Origin of the sequence: Pseudomonas sp. CYM-20-01 (genome assembly GCF_023169845.1) — a bacterium.
GTDB lineage: Bacteria > Pseudomonadota > Gammaproteobacteria > Pseudomonadales > Pseudomonadaceae > Aquipseudomonas > Aquipseudomonas azotoformans.
The window spans coordinates 1,357,107-1,379,948 of sequence record NZ_AP025169.1; the positions used below are offsets into that span (position 1 = coordinate 1,357,107).

At 61.8% G+C, this 22,842-nt stretch carries 19 protein-coding genes; 4 read left to right on the top strand and 15 right to left on the bottom strand.

Annotation, left to right across the window (positions count from 1 at the left end):
* Positions 1–205: 205 nt before the first annotated feature.
* Positions 206–1,174 carry a LysR family transcriptional regulator gene (locus M2497_RS05960; RefSeq protein WP_122719937.1) on the bottom strand — a complete coding sequence of 323 codons (969 nt, stop codon included), beginning with the start codon at positions 1,172–1,174 and terminating at the stop codon, positions 206–208.
* A 182-nt stretch (positions 1,175–1,356) separates the two neighbouring features.
* On the opposite strand from M2497_RS05960, the gene M2497_RS05965 reads away from it, so the two are divergent.
* From M2497_RS05965 to M2497_RS05980, 4 genes are read left to right on the top strand one after another with little or no spacing between them, the layout of a single operon-like run.
* The gene (locus M2497_RS05965) at positions 1,357–2,868 is read left to right on the top strand and encodes an efflux transporter outer membrane subunit (protein WP_248486285.1); all 1,512 of its coding nucleotides are present in this window, start codon (positions 1,357–1,359) and stop codon (positions 2,866–2,868) included.
* A gap of 10 nt (positions 2,869–2,878) precedes the next feature.
* Positions 2,879–5,056: an FUSC family protein gene (locus tag M2497_RS05970; protein ID WP_248486286.1), complete on the top strand. Its 2,178-nt coding sequence runs from the start codon at positions 2,879–2,881 to the stop codon at positions 5,054–5,056.
* Positions 5,046–5,246: a DUF1656 domain-containing protein gene (locus tag M2497_RS05975; protein ID WP_058422933.1), complete on the top strand. Its 201-nt coding sequence runs from the start codon at positions 5,046–5,048 to the stop codon at positions 5,244–5,246. The genes M2497_RS05970 and M2497_RS05975 overlap by 11 nt, the downstream gene beginning before the upstream one ends.
* A 10-nt stretch (positions 5,247–5,256) precedes the next feature.
* Positions 5,257–6,114, top strand: a complete 858-nt coding sequence (locus M2497_RS05980; protein ID WP_248486287.1) for an HlyD family secretion protein — start codon at positions 5,257–5,259, stop codon at positions 6,112–6,114.
* On the opposite strand, the gene M2497_RS05985 is transcribed toward M2497_RS05980, so the two are convergent.
* The 14 genes from M2497_RS05985 to M2497_RS06050 all read right to left on the bottom strand — a co-directional run bounded on the left by M2497_RS05985 (position 6,111) and on the right by M2497_RS06050 (position 22,842).
* A complete protein-coding gene (locus tag M2497_RS05985) occupies positions 6,111–7,409 on the bottom strand; it encodes a hypothetical protein (protein WP_248486288.1) in 1,299 nt (432 codons plus the stop codon). The genes M2497_RS05980 and M2497_RS05985 overlap by 4 nt on opposite strands.
* Before the next feature lie 95 nt (positions 7,410–7,504).
* Positions 7,505–7,924: a DUF4440 domain-containing protein gene (locus M2497_RS05990; protein WP_248486289.1), complete on the bottom strand. Its 420-nt coding sequence runs from the start codon at positions 7,922–7,924 to the stop codon at positions 7,505–7,507.
* Positions 7,925–8,737: an SDR family oxidoreductase gene (locus tag M2497_RS05995; RefSeq protein ID WP_248486290.1), complete on the bottom strand. Its 813-nt coding sequence runs from the start codon at positions 8,735–8,737 to the stop codon at positions 7,925–7,927.
* A 14-nt stretch (positions 8,738–8,751) separates the two neighbouring features.
* A complete protein-coding gene (locus tag M2497_RS06000) occupies positions 8,752–9,216 on the bottom strand; it encodes a multidrug transporter (RefSeq protein WP_248486291.1) in 465 nt (154 codons plus the stop codon).
* A gap of 264 nt (positions 9,217–9,480) precedes the next feature.
* A complete protein-coding gene (locus tag M2497_RS06005) occupies positions 9,481–10,932 on the bottom strand; it encodes a mannose-1-phosphate guanylyltransferase/mannose-6-phosphate isomerase (RefSeq protein ID WP_038849944.1) in 1,452 nt (483 codons plus the stop codon).
* A gap of 106 nt (positions 10,933–11,038) precedes the next feature.
* A complete protein-coding gene (locus M2497_RS06010; protein WP_058422926.1) occupies positions 11,039–11,695 on the bottom strand; it encodes an alginate O-acetyltransferase AlgF in 657 nt (218 codons plus the stop codon).
* Positions 11,696–11,711: 16 nt separating this feature from the next.
* Positions 11,712–12,884, bottom strand: coding sequence for an alginate O-acetyltransferase (locus M2497_RS06015; RefSeq protein WP_058422925.1), 1,173 nt, complete (start codon positions 12,882–12,884; stop codon positions 11,712–11,714).
* An 11-nt stretch (positions 12,885–12,895) separates the two neighbouring features.
* Positions 12,896–14,428, bottom strand: coding sequence for an MBOAT family protein (locus M2497_RS06020; RefSeq protein ID WP_248486292.1), 1,533 nt, complete (start codon positions 14,426–14,428; stop codon positions 12,896–12,898).
* Between the two features lie 220 nt (positions 14,429–14,648).
* Positions 14,649–15,758 carry a mannuronate-specific alginate lyase gene (locus M2497_RS06025; RefSeq protein ID WP_248486293.1) on the bottom strand — a complete coding sequence of 370 codons (1,110 nt, stop codon included), beginning with the start codon at positions 15,756–15,758 and terminating at the stop codon, positions 14,649–14,651.
* An 8-nt stretch (positions 15,759–15,766) separates the two neighbouring features.
* Positions 15,767–17,215: an alginate O-acetyltransferase gene (locus tag M2497_RS06030; RefSeq protein ID WP_248486294.1), complete on the bottom strand. Its 1,449-nt coding sequence runs from the start codon at positions 17,213–17,215 to the stop codon at positions 15,767–15,769.
* 11 nt (positions 17,216–17,226) lie between these two features.
* Positions 17,227–18,795, bottom strand: coding sequence for a mannuronan 5-epimerase AlgG (gene algG / locus M2497_RS06035; RefSeq protein ID WP_248486295.1), 1,569 nt, complete (start codon positions 18,793–18,795; stop codon positions 17,227–17,229).
* Positions 18,795–20,282: an alginate export family protein gene (locus tag M2497_RS06040; protein WP_248486297.1), complete on the bottom strand. Its 1,488-nt coding sequence runs from the start codon at positions 20,280–20,282 to the stop codon at positions 18,795–18,797. Before M2497_RS06040 ends, algG begins: the two co-directional genes overlap by 1 nt.
* Complete coding sequence (gene algK, locus M2497_RS06045; RefSeq protein ID WP_248486299.1) at positions 20,279–21,673, bottom strand: alginate biosynthesis TPR repeat lipoprotein AlgK; 1,395 nt, start codon at positions 21,671–21,673, stop codon at positions 20,279–20,281. Before algK ends, M2497_RS06040 begins: the two co-directional genes overlap by 4 nt.
* Before the next feature lie 2 nt (positions 21,674–21,675).
* Complete coding sequence (locus M2497_RS06050) at positions 21,676–22,842, bottom strand: alginate biosynthesis protein Alg44 (protein ID WP_058422919.1); 1,167 nt, start codon at positions 22,840–22,842, stop codon at positions 21,676–21,678.

The window sequence follows — 22,842 nt, forward strand, 5'->3', positions numbered from 1 at the left end:
GGCTCATCGACTACGGAGGAATGCCAAGCACGCTAACATTCCTTGCCACTGTTGTCAGGGGACGGCAGACCTAAAGTGGGCAGAGAAAAATGTGGGAGGGGGCTTGCCCACGATGGCAGTGTATCGGCCAACACATCTGGTGACTGACGCACCGCTATCGGGGGCAAGCCCCCTCCCACATTTAATCTGTATCACCTGGGAGAGATCAGTTCGCCAGGCGAGCACCGCTGAGGCTGCCACTCAATTCATACGCCACCAGTTCCGCCTGATGCGCCGCCAGAATCTCCGGCAACGAGCCGCGCAGGTATTCCACCCAGGTCTTGATTTTCGCATCCAGGTACTGGCGCGAGGGGTAGATGGCGTACAGGTTCAATTCCTGGGAACGGTAGTTGGGCATGACCCGCACCAGGGTGCCGTTGCGCAGGCCCTCGATGGCCGCGTACACCGGCAGCAGGCCGACACCCATGCCGCTGGTGATCGCGGTTTTCATCGCATCCGCCGAGTTCACCAGGAACGGCGAGGTGTTGATCGCCACGCTTTCCTGGCCTTCGGGGCCGTTGAAGGTCCACTTGTCCAGCTGAATCACCGGGCTGACCAGGCGCAGGCAGGCGTGGTTAAGCAAATCCTGTGGGCGCTGTGCGCAACCTTTGGTCTTGACGTAATCCGGCGAGGCACAGGCGATGCTGTAGGTGATGCCCAGGCGCTGGGACACGAAGCCCGAGTCCGGCAGTTCGCTGGCCAGCACGATGGACACGTCATAGCCTTCGTCGAGCAGGTCCGGCACGCGGTTGGCCAGGGTCAGGTCGAAGGTCACGTCCGGGTGAGTACGGCGATAGCGAGCGATGGCGTCGATGACGAAATGCTGGCCGATGCCGGTCATGGTGTGCACTTTCAACTGCCCGGCGGGACGGGCGTGGGCGTCACTGGCCTCGGCTTCGGCTTCTTCGACATAGGCCAGGATCTGTTCACAGCGCAGCAGGTAGCGTTTACCTGCCTCGGTCAGTGCAATGCGCCGGGTGGTGCGGTTGAGCAAGCGGGTTTGCAGATGGGCCTCAAGGTTGGAGACCGCGCGCGACACATTGGCAGTGGTGGTATCCAGTTGCACGGCGGCGGCGGTGAAGCTGCCGGCCTCGGCCACGCAACTGAAGGCGCGCATGTTTTGCAAAGTGTCCATGGAGTGTTCTCAGGGGAGATAACAAATTGTGACAGAAAGTTACGCCGTCCAGTGATCCCTACCAACGGATTATCGCCTGAACGGTAACAAAGATTCACAGGAATACCAGCTTATCGTCCTTCATATCGCCCCCTAGAATTGCGCCACCTACCCCGCACCACCACCTCAGGAAGTCGCTTGCCGTGCCGCGTCGCATCAGCAGAGAGCTGAAGACTCTCAGTGTTTGGGCCTTATCGTTAGCAATCAGCGGCTGCATCGGAACCGGAGGAATCGCCCCACAAGGCCAGTCCCTGAACGCCAATAACCTGGCCACCGACGACGCCATCCAGAGCGCCGCACAAGACGCCCACTGGCCCACCGCACACTGGTGGCAAGCCTTCGGCGATCCCCAACTGAACCGCTGGGTCGACCTCGCGACCCAACACAGCCCAAGCATGGCCATGGCCGCCGCGCGGGTGCGTGAAGCACGGGCCATGGCCGGGGTTGCCGAGTCGGCCGAGTCGTTGCAGATCAATAGTGACACCACCCTCAAGCGCCACAACTGGCCGAAGGATCAGTTCTACGGGCCAGGTGAGCTGAGCGGTGCCAACACCTGGGACAATAATGCGTCCCTGGGCCTGAGCTACGCCCTCGACCTGTGGGGCCGTGAAAGCAATGCCACCGAGCGTGCCGTTGACCTGGCCCACATGAGCGCCGCCGAGGCACGCCAGGCCCAGCTTGAATTGCAGAACAACGTGGTGCGCGCCTATATCCAGCTGTCGTTGCAGTACGCCAACCGCGATATCGTTGCGGCGACGCTGGCGCAACAGCAGCAGATCCTCGACCTGGCCAACAAACGCCTGGACGCAGGCATCGGCACCCATTTCGATGTGAGCCAAGCCCAAACCCCGTTGCCGGAAACCCACCGCCAACTGGACGCATTGGACGAGGAAATCGCCCTGAGCCGTAACCAGTTGGCGGCGTTGGCGGGTAAAGGTCCGGGAGACGGTGCGCAGTTGCAGCGCCCGAGCCTGTCCCTCGCCGTGCCCTTGAAGTTGCCATCGAGCCTGCCTGCGCAATTGATTGGCCAGCGCCCGGACGTGGTCGCCAGCCGTTGGCAGGTCGCAGCCCAGGCCCGTGGCATCGATGTGGCCCACGCCGGGTTCTATCCCAACGTGGACCTGGTCGGCAGCCTCGGCTACATGGCCACCGGCGGCGGCATGCTGGAGTTCCTGGCGGGCAAGAAATTCAACTACAACGTCGGTCCGGCGATCACCTTGCCGATCTTCGACGGAGGGCGCCTGCGTGCGCAATTGGGTGAAGCCAGCGCCGGTTATGACATCGCGGTCGCCAGGTACAACCAGACGCTGGTCAACGCGCTCAAGGGCATCAGCGACCAGTTGATCCGTCGCGAGTCCATGGACAAGCAAGCGTCCTTCGCCGCGCAGTCGGTGGCCTCGGCGCAGAAAACCTACGACATCGCGATGATCGCCTACCAGCGCGGCCTCACTGACTACCTCAATGTGCTGAATGCGCAGACGTTGCTGTTCCGCCAGCAGCAGGTGCAGCAACAGGTGCAGGCCGCCCGCCTGAGCGCCCACGCGGAATTGGTCACCGCCCTGGGCGGTGGCCTCGGTGCCGGCAGCGACGTACCGCAAGACGCCAAGACCCTCCCGAGCAAGACCCCGACGGCACTGGCCGTATTTGATCACTGAGTAGGATTTGATGACTCCCTTGCCTGCACCGCTGCGCTGGCTGCATGCCCTTGAGTGGCGCCGTGGTTTTTTCGACTGGGCACGCAGCGACGGCGTGACCTGGGTGTATATCTTCAAGGTGCTGGCCGCCGCGTTCCTCACGCTGTGGTTGGCCATGCGCCTGGAATTGCCGCAACCGCGCACGGCGATGATCACTGTGTTTATCGTGATGCAACCGCAAAGCGGCCAGGTATTTGCCAAGAGCTTCTATCGCTTCCTCGGCACCCTGGCAGGGTCGGCGGTGATGGTGCTGTTGATCGCCTTGTTTGCGCAGAACACCGAGTTGTTCCTCGGCGCGCTGGCGATCTGGGTCGGCATTTGCACCGCCGGTGCGACGCGCAACCGTAACTTTCGGGCCTACGGTTTTGTGCTGGCCGGCTACACGGCGGCGATGGTCGGCCTGCCGGCCCTGGCGCATCCGGAAGGGGCCTTTATGGCGGCGGTGTGGCGGGTGCTGGAAATCTCCCTGGGGATCCTGTGCGCCACGCTGGTCAGCGCCGCGATCCTGCCGCAAACCTCCAGCGCCGCGATGCGCAACGCCTTGTACCAGCGCTTTGGCGTGTTCGCGCTGTTCGTCACCGATGGCCTGCGCGGGCGCAGCCAACGTGAAGGGTTCGAGGCCAGCAATGTACGTTTCATCGCCGAAGCCGTGGGCCTGGAAGGGCTGCGCAGCGTCACAGTGTTTGAAGACCCGCACATGCGGCGGCGCAATGGTCGGCTCAGTCGCCTCAACAGCGAGTTCATGAGCCTCACCACGCGCTTCAATGCCTTGCACCAGTTGCTTGAGCGGCTGCGCACCGATGCCGCCGACCACGTTGTCGCCGCGATCAAACCCGGCCTGCAGGACCTGGCTGAAGTGCTCGATGGTTTCTCGGGTCGAGCGCTCACCAGTCCCGACGCGGCGCGCCTGGTCAATCAACTGAGCGCCTACAAGGACGGCTTGCCCACCAAAGTGCGCAGCCTGCGCGCAACGTTCCAGGAAGGCGACCCCACCGAAGCCGAGCAACTGGATTTCCACACCGCCTACGAGCTGCTCTACCGCTTCGTCGACGACCTGCACAACTATGCGCAAACCCACGCGTCGTTGGCCGATCACAGCCATGCGCGTGAGCAGTGGGACGAAACCTTTATCCCGAAGACCAACTGGCTGGCCTGCGCTGCGTCGGGGATTCGCGCGTCGTTTATCTTGATTGTGCTCGGCAGCTATTGGGTGGCCACCGCGTGGCCCAGCGGCGCGACCATGACTTTGATTGCCGCCGCCACCGTGGGCCTGTCCGCCGCCACGCCAAACCCCAAACGCATGGCGTTCCAGATGGCCTGCGGCACCTTGATCGGTGCGTTGGTGGGCTTTGTCGAAATGTTCTTTGTGTTCCCCTGGATCGACGGCTTCCCGCTGCTGTGCGTGATGCTTGCGCCGGTGATCATCTTCGGCGCGTTTCTCGCCTCGCGCCCGCAGTACGCGGGTGTCGGCGTGGGCCTGTTGATCTTTTTCAGTACCGGCTCGGTGCCGGACAACCTCACGATCTACAACCCCTACACCTTTATCAACGACTACATCGCCATGATCATCGGCATGCTGGTGTGCGCGGCGGCCGGTGCGATCATCCTGCCGCCCAACAGCCGCTGGTTGTGGCGCCGCCTGGAGCAGGACCTGCGTGAACAGGTGGTGTATGCGATCAGCGGCAAGCTCAAGGGCCTGGCTTCGAGCTTCGAAAGCCGCACCCGCGACCTGCTGCACCAGGCCTACGGCCTCGCCGTCGGCCAGCCGCAAGTGCAACGCGACCTGCTGCGCTGGATGTTCGTGGTGCTGGAAGTCGGCCACGCGATCATCGAGTTGCGCAAGGAGCAGGCGATCCTGCCGGTGCACCCGGCGTACGCCGAGTCCCAGCCGTGGCGCCAGGCGATCCGCGTGATGGGCCGCTCGCTGGTGCGGCTGTTCCTGCAACCCAGCGCGAGCAACCTGGAGCGTGGCCTGATTGCCGTCGACCATGCGATCAGCCGCGTGCAGGCCACCGACGAACCCTTCGCCCCGCACTTCGACACCTCGGCCCTGCGCCGGGTGAAAAGCTACCTGCACTTTATCCGCACCTCGTTGCTCGACCCGCAATCGCCACTCGCTGCCTTTAAAGGAGCTGCGCATGCCCCGTGAAATCGCCTTCCACGGCATCTACATGCCGACCATGACCCTGATGTTTCTGATCGCGGCGGGGCTGGCCTGGGGTGTGGACCGCTTCCTGGCCGGGTTCGACCTGTACCGTTTTTTCTGGCACCCGGCGTTGCTGCGCCTGAGCCTGTTCGTCTGCCTGTTCGGCGCCCTGGCGCTGACCGTCTACCGTTGAGAATGCCCCGATGAAAAAGTTTTTCAGCCTGCTCGCGACCTTGCTGGTACTGGCCCTGGCGATCTGGATTGGCCGCACGCTGTGGGGGCATTACATGGAAACTCCATGGACCCGCGATGGCCGTGTGCGCGCCGACATCATCAACGTTGCCGCCGACGTCACCGGCGAAGTGGTCGACGTGCCGGTGCGTGACAATCAGTTGGTGAAGAAGGGTGACCTGCTGATGCAGATCGACCCCGAGCACTACCGCATTGCCGTCAAGCAGGCGCAATCCCTGGTCGCGTCGCGCAAAGCCACCTGGGAAATGCGCAAGGTCAACGCCCATCGCCGGGCGGACCTGGATGCGCTGGTGATTTCGAAGGAAAACCGCGACGACGCCAGTAACATCGCCGACTCAGCATTGGCCGATTACCAGCACGCGCAGGCGCAACTGGAGGCGGCCGAACTGAACCTGAAACGCACCCGAGTGCTGGCGGCGGTGGACGGTTACGTCACCAACCTCAACGTGCACCGAGGCGATTACGCACGCATCGGCGAAGCCAAGATGGCCGTGGTGGATATGAATTCGTTCTGGGTCTATGGCTTCTTCGAGGAAACCAAATTGCCCCAGGTGAAAGTCGGCGACAAAGCCGATATGCAGTTGATGAGCGGCGAGACGTTAAAGGGCCATGTAGAAAGCATCTCGCGCGGCATCTACGACCGCGACAACCCCGAGAGCCGCGAGCTGATTGCCGATGTGAACCCGACCTTCAACTGGGTACGCCTGGCCCAGCGGGTGCCGGTGCGGATTCATATCGATGAGGTGCCGCAGGGGGTGTTGTTGGCGGCGGGGATTACTTGCACGGTGATCGTCGATAAGGCCCGTTAGCCGAGAAACCCGCGAATCACACCGACGCCTTCTGGAGTGATCCCGAGGGTGTTTGCCGCCACAATGATTCTTTGGTCGCCTCGCTCGGTCAACAGTACAGGATCCGTCACCACGGGGGACTGCATGTCGGTATAGCCCTTTCTGTCGAAGATCAGGTCCAGGGTGCCATCTGCTTTGAAGCGGGCCACATAGATCCAACCACCCCGAGAAGCGGTGACGATGTTCCCGGCGTTGGTGGACATCACGCACTGCCAGCCATTGTCACGTTTGTTATCGAATTGACTCCGTAGAAGCTGACCATTGTTGAATGGAAGATGTGGCGCGCCGTCGGGCGTAATGGCCCGCAGGAGGCCCTGCGTGGTCCCCGCGCCGATCACTCCAACCTGGCCCGCAGCCACGATGCTGTTGTCTGCGCGTTCTACAAGGGCATTGAAGGTCGTGTGCTCGCCGCTGATGCCAACGGTGTGATAGCCAGGTGTTTGAGGGAGACCAAAGGTAGTGTCGAGTGTACCGTCATGGTTGAGCCGTGCGACAAAGGCGGTATCGGTAGCAGGGTCAAAACGGGCATGACCGACAATAACAATTTTATGGCGGTTGCCCTGGCTGATACAGGCGTTGACCGCAGTAGCCGCGTTGGCGACGGGCAATTTGAAGTCCAGCCTTCCATTGCCGTTGAGGCTGGGGTCCAGCTGCCCATTTGGCTGCAAGCGGAACACCGTCCCGTTCGTCATCGTCGGCGCTGCACGCTGTGCGTAGTTGGCACTGACCAGGATGCTCCCGTCGTGTTGCAGGTATACGGTTGCCGAGTCTTCAGTCAGCCCTTCACTTTGGTGGGTCAGCAGGATGCACACACCCGCGTTGGCAAACTGAGGGTCGAGTGTGCCTTGGCTGTCGAAACGAGCGATGACCAAGTCTGCCCATGGCGTGTCTTGATCGCGCCATGTCCAACCCAGCATCAGGATTTTTCCATCGGGCTGAACTGCCAGCCTTGAGCCTCCGGCCTGTGTCAGGGGCAAGAACATGCCTGACACCAAGCCATTGTTACCCCATGAGTCATCCAGGCTGCCAGCTGCATTCAGGCGACCCAACCCGAATACGTAGTTGCCATTGTGAAAGAGGTTGGCGCTGAACAGGACCTTGCCGTCCAAGGTGGTCGTCAGCCCTTTGAAATGATGGGTGACGATGAAGTCGGGATGTTTTTTGAGTATCCACTCCAGCGCGGCCACACCATTGTTACCGAAATTGGGGTCTGGGCTACCGGGTTGTTGCGAGGAGGCGGCGCTTGGGAGGTTCATTGGCGTGTCGCTCCATCTGCTGTCAGAAAGGACCGGCCTCAGTCTGTTGGTGAATGAATGCCTCGTCTACTGTCAGATCTGACAGGTGGCCGGGGCTATTGCAGGTTGCCAGGTGTTTGCGCCAACAACGTCTCATGCAGGTGGCGCCACAAAAGCACACCACTGGCCTGCTTCTCGAACACCACGGTTGCGCGGCGATCTGTCTGCGTGCCGCTGGCGTCCACTTGATGCTCGCGGTAAGTCACCGTTGCCCCACGGGCATGCCGGTCGATCCCGGCCATCTCGCTCAAGGTGATCTTCAACCCAGGGCGCATGCCGCCTAAACGCGTGAACAGTGCATTGACCCCGGCTGCATTCACCCTTGCGCCGGTAGCGGGGGCGATCATGCTGAACGCCGGCGAGAAGCGGGCGAGCAACGTCTGCAAGGTGCCTTCGGGTGCGACACCGGCAAACCATTGCTCGATCTCGACGTGGGTCTGGATCACTTCTTCAAAAAAATCGCTGTAGTCGATCATTTACAAACTCCCATTCAAACCAAAACGTTTCTTCAACACCTTCTCCAACAACCCCTTGGGCAACAACGCCGCCAGCAGCGGCAACGCGCGGCTGCCGTTACCCGAACGCAGCAGGCGCGGCGGTTGCGACTGTTGCACGGCCTTGAGCACATCCGCGGCAAACTCATTGGCGGGTGTCGGCTTGTCCTGGGACGCCTGGCTGCGTGCGCGGATGCCGTCGCGCAATGGCCACCAAGGGGATTGCTCGTTGATCAACAGTTCGGCCTGGGCGCCGGCGTTTTTTGCGAAGCGGGTATTGATCGCACCGGGCTGCACTTCCATGACCCGCACGCCAAACGGCGCGAGTTCCATGCGCAGCGCGTCGCTCAAGGCATGTACGGCCGCTTTTGATGCGCAGTAGGCACCTGCAAACGGCGTCACCAATACGCCGGAAACACTGCCAATGTTCACCACCAGGCCTTTGCTGCGGCGCAGGGTCGGGAACAGCGCCTGGGTCACACCGACGATAGAAAATACATTGGTCTCGAACTGGCGTTGCATGGCCTCGGTGCCGCCATCGAGCAACGGGCCCATGGCGCCATATCCGGCGTTGTTGACCAGCACATCCAGATCGCCTAGCTGTTCGGCCAGGTGTTGCAGGGCGGTGCTGTCGTTGACGTCCAGCTCGACCGCATTGAAGCCCGCAGCGGCAAGGGCGGCGACATCTTCCGGGCGGCGGGCGCTGGCCCACACGCTGTAGCCGGCGGCTTTGAACGCGTCAGCCAGGGCACGGCCAATACCACTGGAACAGCCGGTGATGAGTACGTTGGGCATGGGTCAGTCCTTTGTCAGTCCGAGAAACTGCCTTGCAGGTGCTCGGCACGAAATTCCAGGGTTTGCGGGCGATAGCCGGGGCGCAACGGCGGCGTGGGCAGGCAGTCTTCCCAGGTCGCCCCGGCCTGCAACTCCCCAGGGCCGCGATAGCGGGGGGCGGCGTAGACGTTGTCGGCCAGGTTGACCGAGTCGCCCGGTGCATAGGCGGCGACGCGCCAGCGCAGTTCGGTCAGCGGTACATCGTTGCCGTTGTTGAGGGTCAACTTGAGCGGGCGGTCGGCCGGGCACTCTTGCGGGGCGTAGCTGATGCGCAGTTCCAGGCGTGCCAGTTGCGAGGCTTCGCGGTTGTCCAGCCATACCACCCAGATTGCTACGAAGCCCAGGCCCACGGCGGCGGCGAGGGAGACGGGCAAGGCCTTGGCGGGGTAGCGCAGCAGCAGGATCAGCCAGGTGATGATCAGGAGAACGCCGAAGAACATGGAGACCACCTCGAATAGGGAACGAGCATCCTAACTTAAGCGTAGGTGGGATTGGCGACCTTGAGTGCTGTGGTGACTGTGAGAGCCTCATCGGGGGCAAGCCCCCTCCCACCCTTGATCTGTGAACACATTCAACTGTGGGAGGGGGCTTGCCCCCGATGAGGCCCTTGCAGTTACCCCAAAAGCCCAAACAAAAAGCCCCCACCCAACCCACTGCGGATAGGGGACGCAATGGGCTGGGCGAGGGCTTCTTGTACGACTGTTTTACTGCGCGATAGTTTTCACCGACACGCCACGTTCTACCGGTGTGGAGCGACCGTAGATATCTTCGAAGCGCTCGATATCGTCTTCGCCCAGGTAGCTGCCCGATTGCACTTCGATGATCTCCAACGGGATCTTGCCCGGGTTGCGCAGGCGGTGCACCGAGGCGATCGGGATGTAGGTGGACTGGTTCTCGGTGAGCAGGAACACGTTCTCGTCACAAGTCACTTCGGCGGTGCCGCTGACCACGATCCAGTGTTCGGCGCGGTGGTGGTGCATCTGCAGCGACAGGCATGCGCCCGGCTTGACCGAGATGTGCTTGACCTGGAAGCGCCCGCCCATGTCCACCGAGTCGTAGGAGCCCCACGGACGATAGACTTCGCAGTGGTTCTGGGTTTCGCTGCGGCCCTGGTCGTTGAGGGTGCTGACCATCTGCTTGACGCCCTGGACCTTGTCCTTGTGGGCAATCATCATCGCGTCCTTGGTTTCCACCACCACGATGTTGTCCAGGCCGATCACCGATACCAGCTTGCCGTTGCCGTGGATCATGCAGTTGCGGCTGTCCTGTATCACCACGTCGCCTTTGCTGACGTTGCCGTGGACGTCTTTATCGTTGACCGCCCACAGCGAGGCCCAGCAACCCACGTCGCTCCAACCGGCACTGAGTGGCACCACGCAGGCGCGCTGGGTTTTTTCCATCACGGCGTAGTCGATGGAATTGTCCGGGCAGCAGGCGAAGGTGGCTTCGTCGAAGGACACGGTATCGGCATCCTGTTCGCTGCGTTCCAGGGTCAGCAGGCAGGTATCGTAGATGTCCGGGTCGTGCTTTTTCAGCTCTTCGAGGAAGCGGCTGGCACGGAACAGGAACATGCCGCTGTTCCAGAAGTAACCGCCGCTTTTGACGAACTCGATGGCGCGTTTTTCATTGGGTTTTTCCACGAACTGCTCGACGCGGCTCACGCCTTCGGGCAGCAGCGAATCGTTGGTGGACTTGATGTAGCCATAACCGGTTTCCGGGCGGGTGGCCGGCACACCGAAGAGCACCATCTCGCCACGCTCGGCGGCCACGGTGGCCAGGGCCAGGGCGCGTTGCAGGGCTTTCTGGTCGTCGATCACGTGGTCGGCGGGCAGCACCAGCATCAGCTCGTCACGGCCTTCGTTGACCAGCATCATCGCGGTGAGGGCCACGGCCGGCGCGGTGTTGCGGCCGAACGGCTCCATCAGGATGCGTTGGCTTTCCAACTTACGGGCGGCCAGTTGTTCGTTGACGATAAAACGGTGGTCCTTGTTGCAGACCACGATCGGGGTGTCCATGCCTTCGAACACCAGGCGCTCCAGGGTTTGCTGGAACAGCGTGTGCTCACCGGTCAGGGCCAGGAATTGTTTAGGGAACTGTTTACGGGAAAGCGGCCAAAGACGTGAGCCGCTACCACCGGAAAGGATGACTGGAATCATGGGGGTTTCTCCTTGAATCGATTTGGGTCAGAGCTACGAAGGTTTGTCGTTTCACTCTTGTTTTTGTCTCGGTCCGGGTTGGTCTCAACCAACCCGGAAAAATGCTTTAGCGGGTCGACACTGGGCGTTTGACCCAGACTGGCGACAAGCTCGAACCGGAACCTGTGACGTACAGCACGGCTGCCTCACCACGTTCCAGGGCCACTGGCTTCACATCGCCGACTTTCTTGTCACCGTCATACAGCGCCAGGCTCACCTTCACCGGGTTGATCTCACGCTCGCCACGGCCCTTGGCTGCCACCGACTTGACCACATCGGTCTTGCCATCGGCGGTTTTCAGGGTCAGGGCCTTGTCGCTGAGGTTCTGCACGCGCACCAGGGACTTCTGCTTGTTCTTGAACGGCGGTTCTTCGATCAGCTGTGGCTGGCCGCTGCCGCTGTTGACCAGGGTGTAGTAGTGGTCTGGAGCGAGCTTGACCGGTACGGTCTGGCTGCCGACCTTGGCGCTGTAGTCACCGCCGGGCATGAAGCTGAAGTCGCTGCTGGCCAGTGGGGCCACGTCGCTCAGGTTGGTGGCGCCAACGGTAGCGCTGACTTCCTGGTTGCTGGCGTTGTAGATGCGCACGAAGCTCGAGCCTTTTGGCGCGGTAGGGCCGTACAGGGCGGCGTCGCCACCGGCGAAGGCGGACATCGATACGAAGCTCAAACCGGCTGCAATGGCCAGGGTTTTAGCGAGACGACGCGGAGTTGTAGTGAAAGTCATGTGAGTTACCTCTCTTTCAGTTTTGCGCCCGGTCGGGCGTCTCGGATTTTTGAGTGTTCAAAGCCATGTTCTGTTGGCGCGAACCGGCTTGTTTAAGCTGCGCAACCCACGCGGGGTCGGCATCACCGATTTCGTTGTTCACGGGCAGATAACGTTCAGGAAACTCCCAGATCAGCACCTGGGGCGGGCTGTTCTTGAAGTCATCGCTTTTCAGGTAGCTGAGCATCGGCAGGATCGGGCCGTGGCCGTCTTCGGCGTAGCTGACCACGTCGCTGCCCAGGGCTTGCTTGAGGGCACCGACGAAATTCCAGTTGGGGTTGGCGCTGTAGCTGGTGCCCACCAGCGCCACCGGGGTTTCGCTGTCGCTGAACAGCGCGTCGTCGCCTTTGGTTTCGGCCAGGTGCGTGACACGTTTTTGCAGCGGCTCTTGCGGCGGCATCAGGTTTTCGAACAGCGGGTCCAGCGGCAGAAACAGACGCAGGTCGCCTTTGTGCGGTGTGGTGCTCTCGGCCTCGGTGACAAAACGCTGGGGCTCGCCGCTCAGTGGGGTTTTGGCGGCAATGGTCTTGGCTAGTTGCTTGGCAGCGATTTCAGCGCCATCCGGGGTCCAGTGGGTGTCGGTGCGCAGGAACACCTGCTTGCCGCCGAGCTTGGCCTGTTGCAGCGGGCCGAGCAGGTCCGGGGCGATGATCTTGTCGGCGGCGACACGGGCGTGGAAGTCCTGGTAAAGGTTGGCGTGGATGCTGGCCGGTTTCACTTCACCCAGGTGTTCCGGATACAGGCGCACCTTGGCCGGCACGATTGCCATCACCAGTTGGATGCCTTGGGCCTTGAGCTTCTGGCGCACGCCTTCGACCAGCGCGTAGTTACCTTCCAGGTTCTGGTCTTCGTTGACGGCGGGGTTGAACTCCTCGTCGCTGTACAACCAGTGATCGCGGCCCAACACCACACCAGGGCGGCCTTCATTGAACAGCTTGTAGTCCAGCGCCGCCCACAGGTTGGTGCCCAGGCGCTTGATCGGGAACTGGTCGTCGTAGTGGGTCTCGACCGCCTTGGTCCAGCGACCGTTGAGCACGGTGGCGTCGGCATTGGTGCTGAAGCCGAAGAAGCTGCGCAGCGACCAGGCGCCCAGGGCGAGCAACACCACCAGGAACAGGCCGATATAGAGGACGCGTAATGAACGGGTCATGGTCGGCTCCCTCAGAATTGGAAGTAAAGGAACGGCGAGAAACTCTGCGCCGACAGTTTGAGAATCGACGCCACGAACAGCAGCAGCACCGCAGCGCGCATGGCGTAGCGTGGCCAGTCAGCGGTCCAGTAGGCCGGTTGCACGGCGGCATCCTTGCCCACGGTGAAGCCGGGCTGGTGGATGCTGCCTGGGTTGTCGCCCGGCACGGCCTTGATCAGGCTCGGGTCGGCCGGCTTGGTTTTCTCGGCAGGGCGGTTGGTGTAGAAGTCGCGCAGGCCAAAGAACGCCAGGGTTGCGTAGGCCACCACCAGGGTTGCCACTTGCAGGCCGGTGAGGTTGGCGCGGTTGAGTTCCGACAGCGACCACTCGCCAAAGCTGAACATCGCACCGTACATACGGCCGGCGACGTGCAGGTTTTCGGCGCGGAAGATCACCCAGCCCATCACCACCAGCAGGAAGGTGAAGGCCCAGCGCACCGGGTTGAAGCTGCGCGGCGAAGTGTTGAGGCCGATGGCTTTTTCAATCGCCAGCCACATGCCATGCCACGCGCCCCACACGATGTAGGTGATGTTCGCACCGTGCCACAGGCCACCGAGCAGCATGGTCAGGAACAGGTTGCGGTAGGTGGTCAGCGTGCCTTTACGGTTGCCGCCCAGGGTGATGTACAAGTAGTCACGCAGCCAGGTGGACAGGCTGATGTGCCAGCGCCGCCAGAACTCGGTGATCGACTGGCTGATATACGGCTGCTTGAAGTTTTCCATGAAGCGGAAACCCATCATCAAGCCCAGGCCGATAGCCATGTCGCTGTAGCCGGAGAAGTCGAAGTACAGCTGCGCGGTGTAGGCCAGTGCGCCGAGCCAGGCATCACCGGTGGTGGGGTTCTGCAGGGCGAAGCAGTGGTCGGCGACGACTGCCAGGGTGTCGGCAATGAACACCTTCTTGATGAAACCCTGCATGAACCGCGTGCAGCCCTCGGAAAATTTGTCGAGGGTGTGGGTGCGGTTGTTGAACTGGTCGGCCAGGTCGCGAAAGCGCAGCACCGGGCCGGCAATCAGGTGCGGGAAGATCGCCACGAACGCCGCAAAGTCGATCAGGTTGCGGGTCGCCGGGGTATCGCCACGGTACACGTCGATGATGTAGCTGATCGACTCGAAGATGTAGAACGAGATCCCGATCGGCAACAGCACGTGGGTCAGGATGAACGGCTCAAGGCCCGCCGACTTCATCATCACGTTGATGCTGTCGACGCCGAAGTTGGCGTACTTGAAGTAGCCGAGGATGCACAGGTCGACCGCCACGCCGAGCAGCAGCCAGCGCTGGGCCGGCTTGGTGCGTACGCCGGCGGCACCGACCTTGAGGCCGATCCAGTAGTTCCACAGCGTCACGGCGGCGAACAGCGCCAGGAAGTCCACTCGCCACCAGGCGTAGAACACGTAGCTGGCAATCAGCAGCAGCAGGTTGCGATAGCGTTGCCCGCTCAAATAGTACAAGCCGAGAAAGATCGGCAAGAACAGAAACAGGAACACATTGGACGAGAAAACCATCCCGATCTCTCCATGTTTAACCAACAGTCAAGGGCCAGAGCCCCCCCAAACCCCCCCACGAAAAATCGGGGGCGGGCCGTACAACATTCCAACTGACGAAACCGACTCGAACTGTGGGAGGGGGCTTGCCCCCGATGGCGGTGTAACAGTCGCCATCTGTGTTGAATGACACCCTGCTATCGGGGGCAAGCCCCCTCCCACATTTTTCTACCGTGTTTTGTCAGGAACCCTTGTTGCCTTTCTCATGCGTCGGGTCGTAGACCTTGGTCAGGTCGCCCCCGAGGCGGAAGGTCTTGAACGGTTGCATCCCATGCTTGCGCTCGATCACGTCCGGCGCGCAGGTGTAGAGGGTGCAGAAGGGTTCGAGCCAGGCGAATTTCATGTCCTGCTTCAAGTCCTTCATGTCCTGTTCCTTGCCGTTCTTCTGTTCAAAGACCTCGGGATCCTTGACCCCGGCGAGCACTTTGTCGCCCAGGCGCTTGAGCGCGCTGTTGTTTTCCTGGCGCAGGTCCACGCCATTGACCAGGGCAAAACTGGCGATCATCGACAGCGGCGGCAGGGCGTAGTTGTGGTACGACAGGGCGCGTTGCTGACGCTTCAATTCGTTGGGCAGGAACCCTTGGTCGTCGACCTGGTTCACGCCGACCTTGTATTCCTTCACCGCCCAATCAAACAGGTCGCGACGGTTGGTGGCGACGGACGTTGCCATCACCGACCAGGCGGCCCAGTAGGAGTGGTTGTTGGTTTTTTCCAGCGGCAGGTTGTCCCAGTCGCTGACCACTTGATCGGCAAGCTTGTTGAACCAGGCTTCGATCAGTTGCGATTCCTGCTGGTGATTGGCCAACGGGTGCGAGTCGGAGAACTTCAGGCGCACATAGGCCGAGGCCATGCTGCCCAGCGCCCATTTGCGCATGGATTTGCCGGTGTGGTTGAAGTCCTTGGACATCAACGCATCGGCCTTGGCCCACGACACCAGCCAGTTCAGAGTGCATTCGAGCTGCTCGGGACGGCCGTCACGCATGAACTGCATCACGCGCTTGCTGGTGTCTTTTTCCAGCTTGGTGATGTCGGCGGTGCTGTCACGGAAGGCTTTTTCCGACTGCACGTTCAGGGTGGACCGGGCTTTGTCCGAGCCTTCGTACTTGCTGCGAAACTGCAGCGGCCCGGTGTACGGTGCCGGCATGGTGTCGCAGTTTTCCTTGAAGTCGCCGGTCTTGAACGCTTCAATCGGTGCGAAATAGCCTTGTGGCGGACGCAGCGGTGCGGCGGCGTTGACGGAGCCTGCGAACATCGCCAGGCCCAGTAACGTAGGGATCAGTAACTTCTGCATAGGTAACCTCATTGCCCGAGGGAGGCGGTTTTTTGGCCGCCGCTTGGGAATATGTTGCGTGTGCAAATTTTCGCTTCGACCTTCTGCGCAGCAGCGCCCGCTTCGGGACCCTGCACTTCCACGGCCAGCAGGTTCTGCGAGGCCCAGTCTTCATCGGTACGCAGTTCAAAGGCGAAACGCCCGTCTGTATCGGATGTTTCGGGTTTCTCGATCTTGATGTCCTCGTGGCGCCCGTTCATGTACCAGAGGGTGGCTTGCAGGGTTTTCACCGACGGATCGGCGAAGCGGATATCAACCTGGTGATTGGCATTACGCAGGTCTTTGTTCGAACTGTTCACCAGCAATTCGTTCTTGCCGGGTTTCAACGTGGTGCTCGCGGTCATCTGCGCGGTCTTGCCTTCGCAGCCGTTGTCGAGCAGGGCCATCATCTGGCGGTAGATGGTCTCCTGGTCCAGGCGATACAGCGGCGAGAACTCCCAGATGAGGATTTTCGGCGGGCTCTTCTGGAATTCATCGCTGCCCAGGTACTGGATCATCGAACCTTCCAGACCACCGCCGGGGAAGGCGACGTTGAGGATGTCGGCGCCGATTTCCTGTTCCAGGAAGCCGGCAAAGTTGTAGTTCTTGCCGCTGTGGCTGGTGCCCACCAGGGTGATCTGCGGGTTGCCCGAATCGCCGAACAGGTCGCCGTCGCCCGCTTCGCCCTTGGGCTCGGTGGTGAACTGGTCCATGTACTGGATCGCGTAGCTGGTGCCGCACAGTTGCCCGGCCATGTTGTGCAGGGTGCCGGTCTTGCCCATGCGCCCGGAGCGCTTGGTTTCGAATTCGCGCTTGGGAATGTCCGCGAACTCGGGCATCGCACGCACTTTGGCACCGACGATTTTTGCGGTGCGCTGGGCGCCGTACGGGGTCCAGTGCTGGTCGCCACGGAAGTAGAAGTCGTGGGCGGGCAGTTCATCCGGCAGTTGCTCGTTGGTCAACGGCGACAGGTCTGGTACCACGTAGCCCATCTTGGCGAAGCGGCCGAGCATGGTCTTGTAGTTACCCAGGGCCTTGTCGAAGTCGAACTTGGCTTTCTCTTCCGGGTTGAGTTTGTTGCGGTTCACCAGGCCACGGGTCGGCTGGTAGACCACCACCAGTTCCACGCCCTTGGCCTTGAACGCGTCGTGCAGCTGTTGCATGCGCTTGTAGCCGGACGGGGTGGTGTCGAATTCCGTGCGCAGGTCTTCCTGGGTCCGGAACAACCAGTCGCCCTGGGCTTGCACCAGGGTGGTGAAGTTCTGCTGATAGCGCGTGGTGTAGTTGCGCGCATCATGGGCGGCCGGGCACAGGCTGCAGCACGGTTCGGCGGTGAAGGTTGGCGCCTTGACTTCATCGGCGCGTACGCCCTGGCTGGCCGCGAGCAGGCCGAGGGTCAGACCCGAGAGGCTCAGCAGTTTGATCATGTGTGGGTGCATAAGGGTCATCCTCAGTCCTGCATTTCGGTCTGGCGTTCGACAGGGTCGATCAGCACGGCTTTCTGCTGGCGCACCAGCAGGTCGAGAATCTCTTCCTGGCGATCGCCAAGCACGCCGGAGAAGCTGATGCCGCTGGATTTGGTCGGCGCCAGCATCGACACGCGGTACAGCTCGATGCTCAACGGCGAGTCGATGGACAGCGGCCCGCTGCCGTTACCCGCCAGTTCACCGCCGACCACGATCAGCGAGACCTTGGCGTCGAACGGGTCGAGGGCGATGTCGCGGTCGGTGTCGGTCAAATCCTTGATGTGGCCGTAGACGCCGGTCAGGCCGTTGGCCATCGCGGTGTTCTCATACAGCTTGATGTTCACGCTGTTGCGCACGCGGATGCCGTGGCGACGATTGCTGATCACCTTGTTGCCCCACAGCAGATTGTCGCCGCTCTCATAGAGGGTGATGCCGTCGGTGTGGTTGCGGTAGATCTCGTTGTCGGCGATCAGGTTGTTCACGCTGTTACGGTCGATCACCAGGCCCGAGAGCTTGTTGTCGTAGCTGCGGTTGTTGAAGATGAAGCTGTCGTTCACTTCACGGGAAATGATGATGCCGTGCTTCTTCTTGGTGCCGTAGACGGTGTTGTCCGCGATGATCAGGCCGTGGGAACGGTCGTGGGGGTCAATGCCGTAGACGATGTTGTCTTTGTAGGTGTTGCCCTTGATCACAAAGCCGGTGGTCTCGTAGCAGTAGAAGCCGTACCACATGTCCGAAAACTCGGAATCGATGATCCAGCCGGTCGGCTCCGGACGCTTGAGCACCTTGGCCATATTCGGCGTGTACTGGGAAATACTCACCCCGTACGACTTACTGTTGGCGTAGCCAAAACTGGCCATCTTGGTGTTGGAGATATAGGTCTCGGTGCCGCCCCATGCCAGCAGGAACGGGCGGAATTCCTTGGGCGACTTGAACAGCGCCGGGCCGTTGGCCTTTTCGCTCCAGCCGGTAACCTTAGTGTCACGCACAAACAGCTGGCCGTCGTTGATCAGGAACGAACCGCCTTCCTGGGACAGGCGCAGCTCCTGGGTCTTCTTGTCGATTTCCAGGATGCCCTTGCGCCCGACCACGATCGGCAACTTGGCCACGATCACTCCCGGCGAGGTCTCGCTCAGGTACTGCTTGGGCACCTTGCCCAGCAGGTCCTTGAGGTTCATGTAGCCGTCGTCGACAAAGATCGCCTGCGGAATACCGTGCTGACGCACCACCCATTCGGCCATCTTGTTGTCACCGCCGATGAAATCCTTGAGCGCATCTTCCTGCATCATGCGGCGGATGCTGATTTTGCCTGGCTTGGTCCTTACGATCTTTTTTTCCATTGCCGCGGCGGTGTAGCCCGACAGGTCCGGCAGGGCCGGCTTGGCCATTTCCAGCGGCGCGGTCGGCGGGCTGGAGATGGTGTAGGTCTTGGCCTGCTGCAGTTCCTTGGCGATGGTCGGCGCCTTGGCCGCCGTATCGGCAAACGCTGTGGCACTGGCCAACAGCATTGCCGCGACGAGTAGGCTTTGAGCATTCATTGGGCGGGCTCCCATCAGAATTTCCAGATCACGTCGACAAACGCGCGATGCATGTACGAGTCGACGTCGCTGCCATAGGCATCGCCCGGTTTGAATACGCCGGCACGGAAACGCACCAGCGCCGATGGCTCATCAATCGACTGGCTGAGCGCCGCCGGCAACAGGCCGGTCTTGAAGTATTTGGTGACCACCAGGTCCATTTCCTGACCCAGGTCTTTCTTGCCATCTTCAAGCGGCAGGGAAGTACTGGACAGGATCGCGCCGGTGACGTCGTCGGTGTTGTTCTGCACCGCATCGATACCGTTGCTGCCCACCGGCTTGTTGCCGTCGACACGCCAGAACTTGTGGTACACCAGGCTGGCGTCGTAGTCCTCGCGCAGCTGCCAGGAACCGAACAGGCTCATGGCCTGCATGTTGTTCATCTCACCACGGAAGGCCTCACCGAAGCGGTGCACACGGGACTGGGTGCCGGTCCAGTTCGAACGGTTGCTTTGCAGGCCGTTCTGCTCGTACTCGGCGCTGGCGCGGGAGTAGGCCGCGCCGACTTGCCACTGCGGGTCAAGGCGCAGGCGGATACCCAGGTCAGTGGCCCAGCCATTCACGTTATCGCTGCGCTTGGCCTGGTCGGGGCGGCTGCCGTCGGCTTTCAACGCGTTGACGGTGTCGCGGTCGCCCTGCATGCCGGTGATGCTGGCCCAATAATTGACGGTGTTGGTATTGCGCCAGTTGTAGGCGTCGCTGTTGGCTTCGATACCGAGCCAGGTCAGGTCGCCGTTTTCGCGCTTGTCCAACGAGTCGGTGGGTACGCCCGGTTCCGGGTAGTCGAGCTTGCCGTTGTCATGGGTGTGGTGACCGCGCAGGCCGATCCACTGGCCGGGCGTCCACTGGTAGGCGGCGTCGGCGTAGAGGTGCTGACGGTCCTTGTCCTTGGGCGACAGCTCCTTGAGGTCGGTACGGTACTCGCTGAAACGTTCGGCGACGCCGACATTGGCCTTGAGCAGGGTGGTGTCGAAGGTCCAGTTCAGCGCTTCGATGTTGGTGTCGCGCCATTGGCCGTCGTCATTGCGCAGGCGTTGGCGACCCAGCTTGAGGATCTCGCCGGGGTAGGGCGTGAAGCCGCTGTAGCCGACCCAGAACTCGCGCATGGCCAGGTAGTTTTTCTTGGCCTTGCGGTCGTTGTTGGTGGTCTGCTGGTTCGCGTCATCGGCCGACTGTTGCAGCGGGTCGGTCTCGATGATGTCGCTGGACACCACCGCCTGGCCCATGGCGTAGGCGCTCCACGCGCCGCTTTCACCGTAGATCCACGGGCGCAGGTCGAGGCCGACGCCGTTGACGTCGCCGCCTTTCTGCGTGCCGAGGTCGCGGTCATCTTCGGACTGTGCGGTGGCTTTGACTTCCAGGCCGAAGTTCTTGGCTTCGGTCAGCGCGGCCAGGGTCGGGCACGACCACAGCAGGGCGAAGGTCAGGCCGATGCCGGCCTTGACGAATGGGTTGAGCTTCATAGGGATTCCTCGCCGTCGTCTTCTTCATCCAGGGCGTGCAGTTGCAACGTGCTCTGGGCCAGGGTGCCGCGGGCGGCCAGTTCCTGTTGCACCAGGCGTTGGCCCTGGGCGCGTTGCTCCGGCGTCAAGGGCGCTTCGAGCTGGGTCGCCAGGTCATTGGCTTCCGGGGTGTCCTGGGCTTTGGCCAGCTGGCTGAAGACATAGGCGTTCAATGGGTCGGGCTTGGTGCCCTTGCCTTGGGAAAACAACTGGGCGATGGCGAAGTCGGCGCTGTTCTGGCCGTTGCGCGCAGCAGTCAGCAAGTGGTCGAGGGCTTTTTGCGGATAGACCTTGCCCAGGTAGCCACGACGATAGATCTGGCCGAGGTAGTAATCGGCGGCCACTTCCTTGCCCACGGCTTTTTCGAAATGCGCTTCGGCTGCCTTGGCATCCGCCGGCACCCACTTGCCTTCGTAGTAGAGCTTGCCCAGTAACAGTTCGGCGCGCGGCTGGTCGGCGGCGCGGCCGTTGTCCAGGTACTTCATCATCTGGTCGACGTCGCCGAGTTCCGGGAAGTCGTAGAGCAGTTGCGCCAGGCTGACCCACGAAGCCGGGTAGCCGGGGGCGATTTTTTCCAGCAGGGCCTGGGCGGTTTTTTCGTCCGGCTGGCCGAGGGTGGCGTCACCCAGCACGCGCGCCACACTGTCGACGCGCTGTGCGGTGACGGTGCCACGGCTGTAGCCGGCTTCCATCTGCTTGAGCAGCTCGGCCTGTTTTTCCGGCTCGGCTTTTTTCTGGTAGACCGTGGCCAGTTCGACGTAGCAGATGTCGGTGGTGTTCAGCGCGGCCTTGCAGATGCGCTCCACGTCATCCAGATGCTGGTCGTAGGTGTCCTGGGTGCGATACAGCAGCACCTGGGCCAGGCCGGCTTCCGGGTAACCGGCGGCCTGCCATTGGCTGATCTGCTGCTGGGCATTCACATTCGGGAAGCTGTGCGGGTATTGCAGGTACAGCATCGCCAGCGGGATCAGGGTATTGCCTTCGCCATTGGCAAAGGCTTTTTTCAGCAGGCCTTCGGCTTCATGGTGTTCGGCCTCGGTGCTGCCGGGCTTGGCCACCAGCAGGCGACCAAGGCGCGCCTGGGCGCGGGGCGAGGTATCCGCCGCCGCACGGTAGGTGGCTTCGGCCTGTTTGATTTGCGCCGGATCGCGGGTGCCTACCTGGATGTCGGCCAGGCCCACCTGGGCCTCGCTGTAGCCCAGGTCTGCCAGTTGCTGGTAATTCTGCTGCGCGGTGACGGTGTCGCCACGCTTGAGCGCTTCATTGGCCAGGCGTTGGTCGGGCAGGCCGGCGCAACCGGCGAGGGCGATGGCCAGCGCCAGGGGCACCGGCAGGTTTCGAAGGGCGCTCATGATTAAAGACCCGCAGCCATGGCTTTATCGATCAGCCAGTTCAGCGATGGGCCACGGTCGCTGGTGACTTCCACCGGGCGCCCGGCGTAGGTGCTGTCCAGCGGTGCGTCCGGCTTGATCTGCACGCGGATGTCGGAGGACAGGTCGGCGCTGTTCAGGCTGGTGCTGCTGACGATGGTGCCGGTGCGGATCTGCTCTTCGTCGGCCACCTGGAAGCTCACCGGCGTACCTGGACGCACATCGGCGAACTGGCGATAGGTGAAGCGCGCCTCCACGTTGGCCTGGCTACCGCGTGGGACCAGTTGGAAGATCACGTCGCCCTTGCTGGCGTACTGACCGTCAGCCACCAGTTGCTGCGCCACCACGCAATCGCACGGCGACGTCAGGGTGCCGGTCATTTGCTTGCCGAACAGCTCTTCAACCTTGGCCGGTTGCAGTTGGTCTTCGTCCAGGTGGCCCTTGAGCACGTCGAGCATGCTGGTGCTGAAGGTCGCCAGTGGCGCGCCTTTGGCGGCGACTGCATCACCCTTGAGCAGGCTCTGCACGGTGCCGTCGCGTGGCATAGTTACGTTCATGCCGGGCACGCTGACCAGGCCGGCCTGGGCATGGCTGACGAAGTACATGCCGTACACCGACTTGAAAACGAAACCGAAAGCCGCCAGGCCGACGATGAAGATACCCGCGCTGAACACCACGGCGCGCAGGCGGCCGGCGGCGCTCATGTTGCTGCCGCTGTCCTTGACCTTGCGTGCCTTGGTGAAGTTGTCGCGTTGCAGGGTCGCCAGCACGTCGCCCATGGTCACGATGTCGCCGGACAGGTGCGAGGTGATCAGGTGGCGCAGGGTGGAAATATCCTGGGCGTCGAGGTTCTGGAACTGGCAACCGGTGCGGCCGGTCTGGCGGTCGTAGGAGCGGATCTGCAGTTCCACGTCCATGGCCAGGCCGAGGTTATCGATGACAAATTGCAGGCGGCCCTTGTGCACCTCGCCGACGGTCAACGGCTGGGTGGCGGTGAACGCCAGGCCGCCGGCGGACAGGTCGATCACCCGTGCTTCGGTCTGGGTGCGGTCGGTGTTGAAGAAGCGCAGCTTGGCCGGGATTTTCACGCGGGCATGTTGGCGCTGGGCTTCGGATTCGTGGACAACGTTGGCGTTTACTGGGCTGTTCAT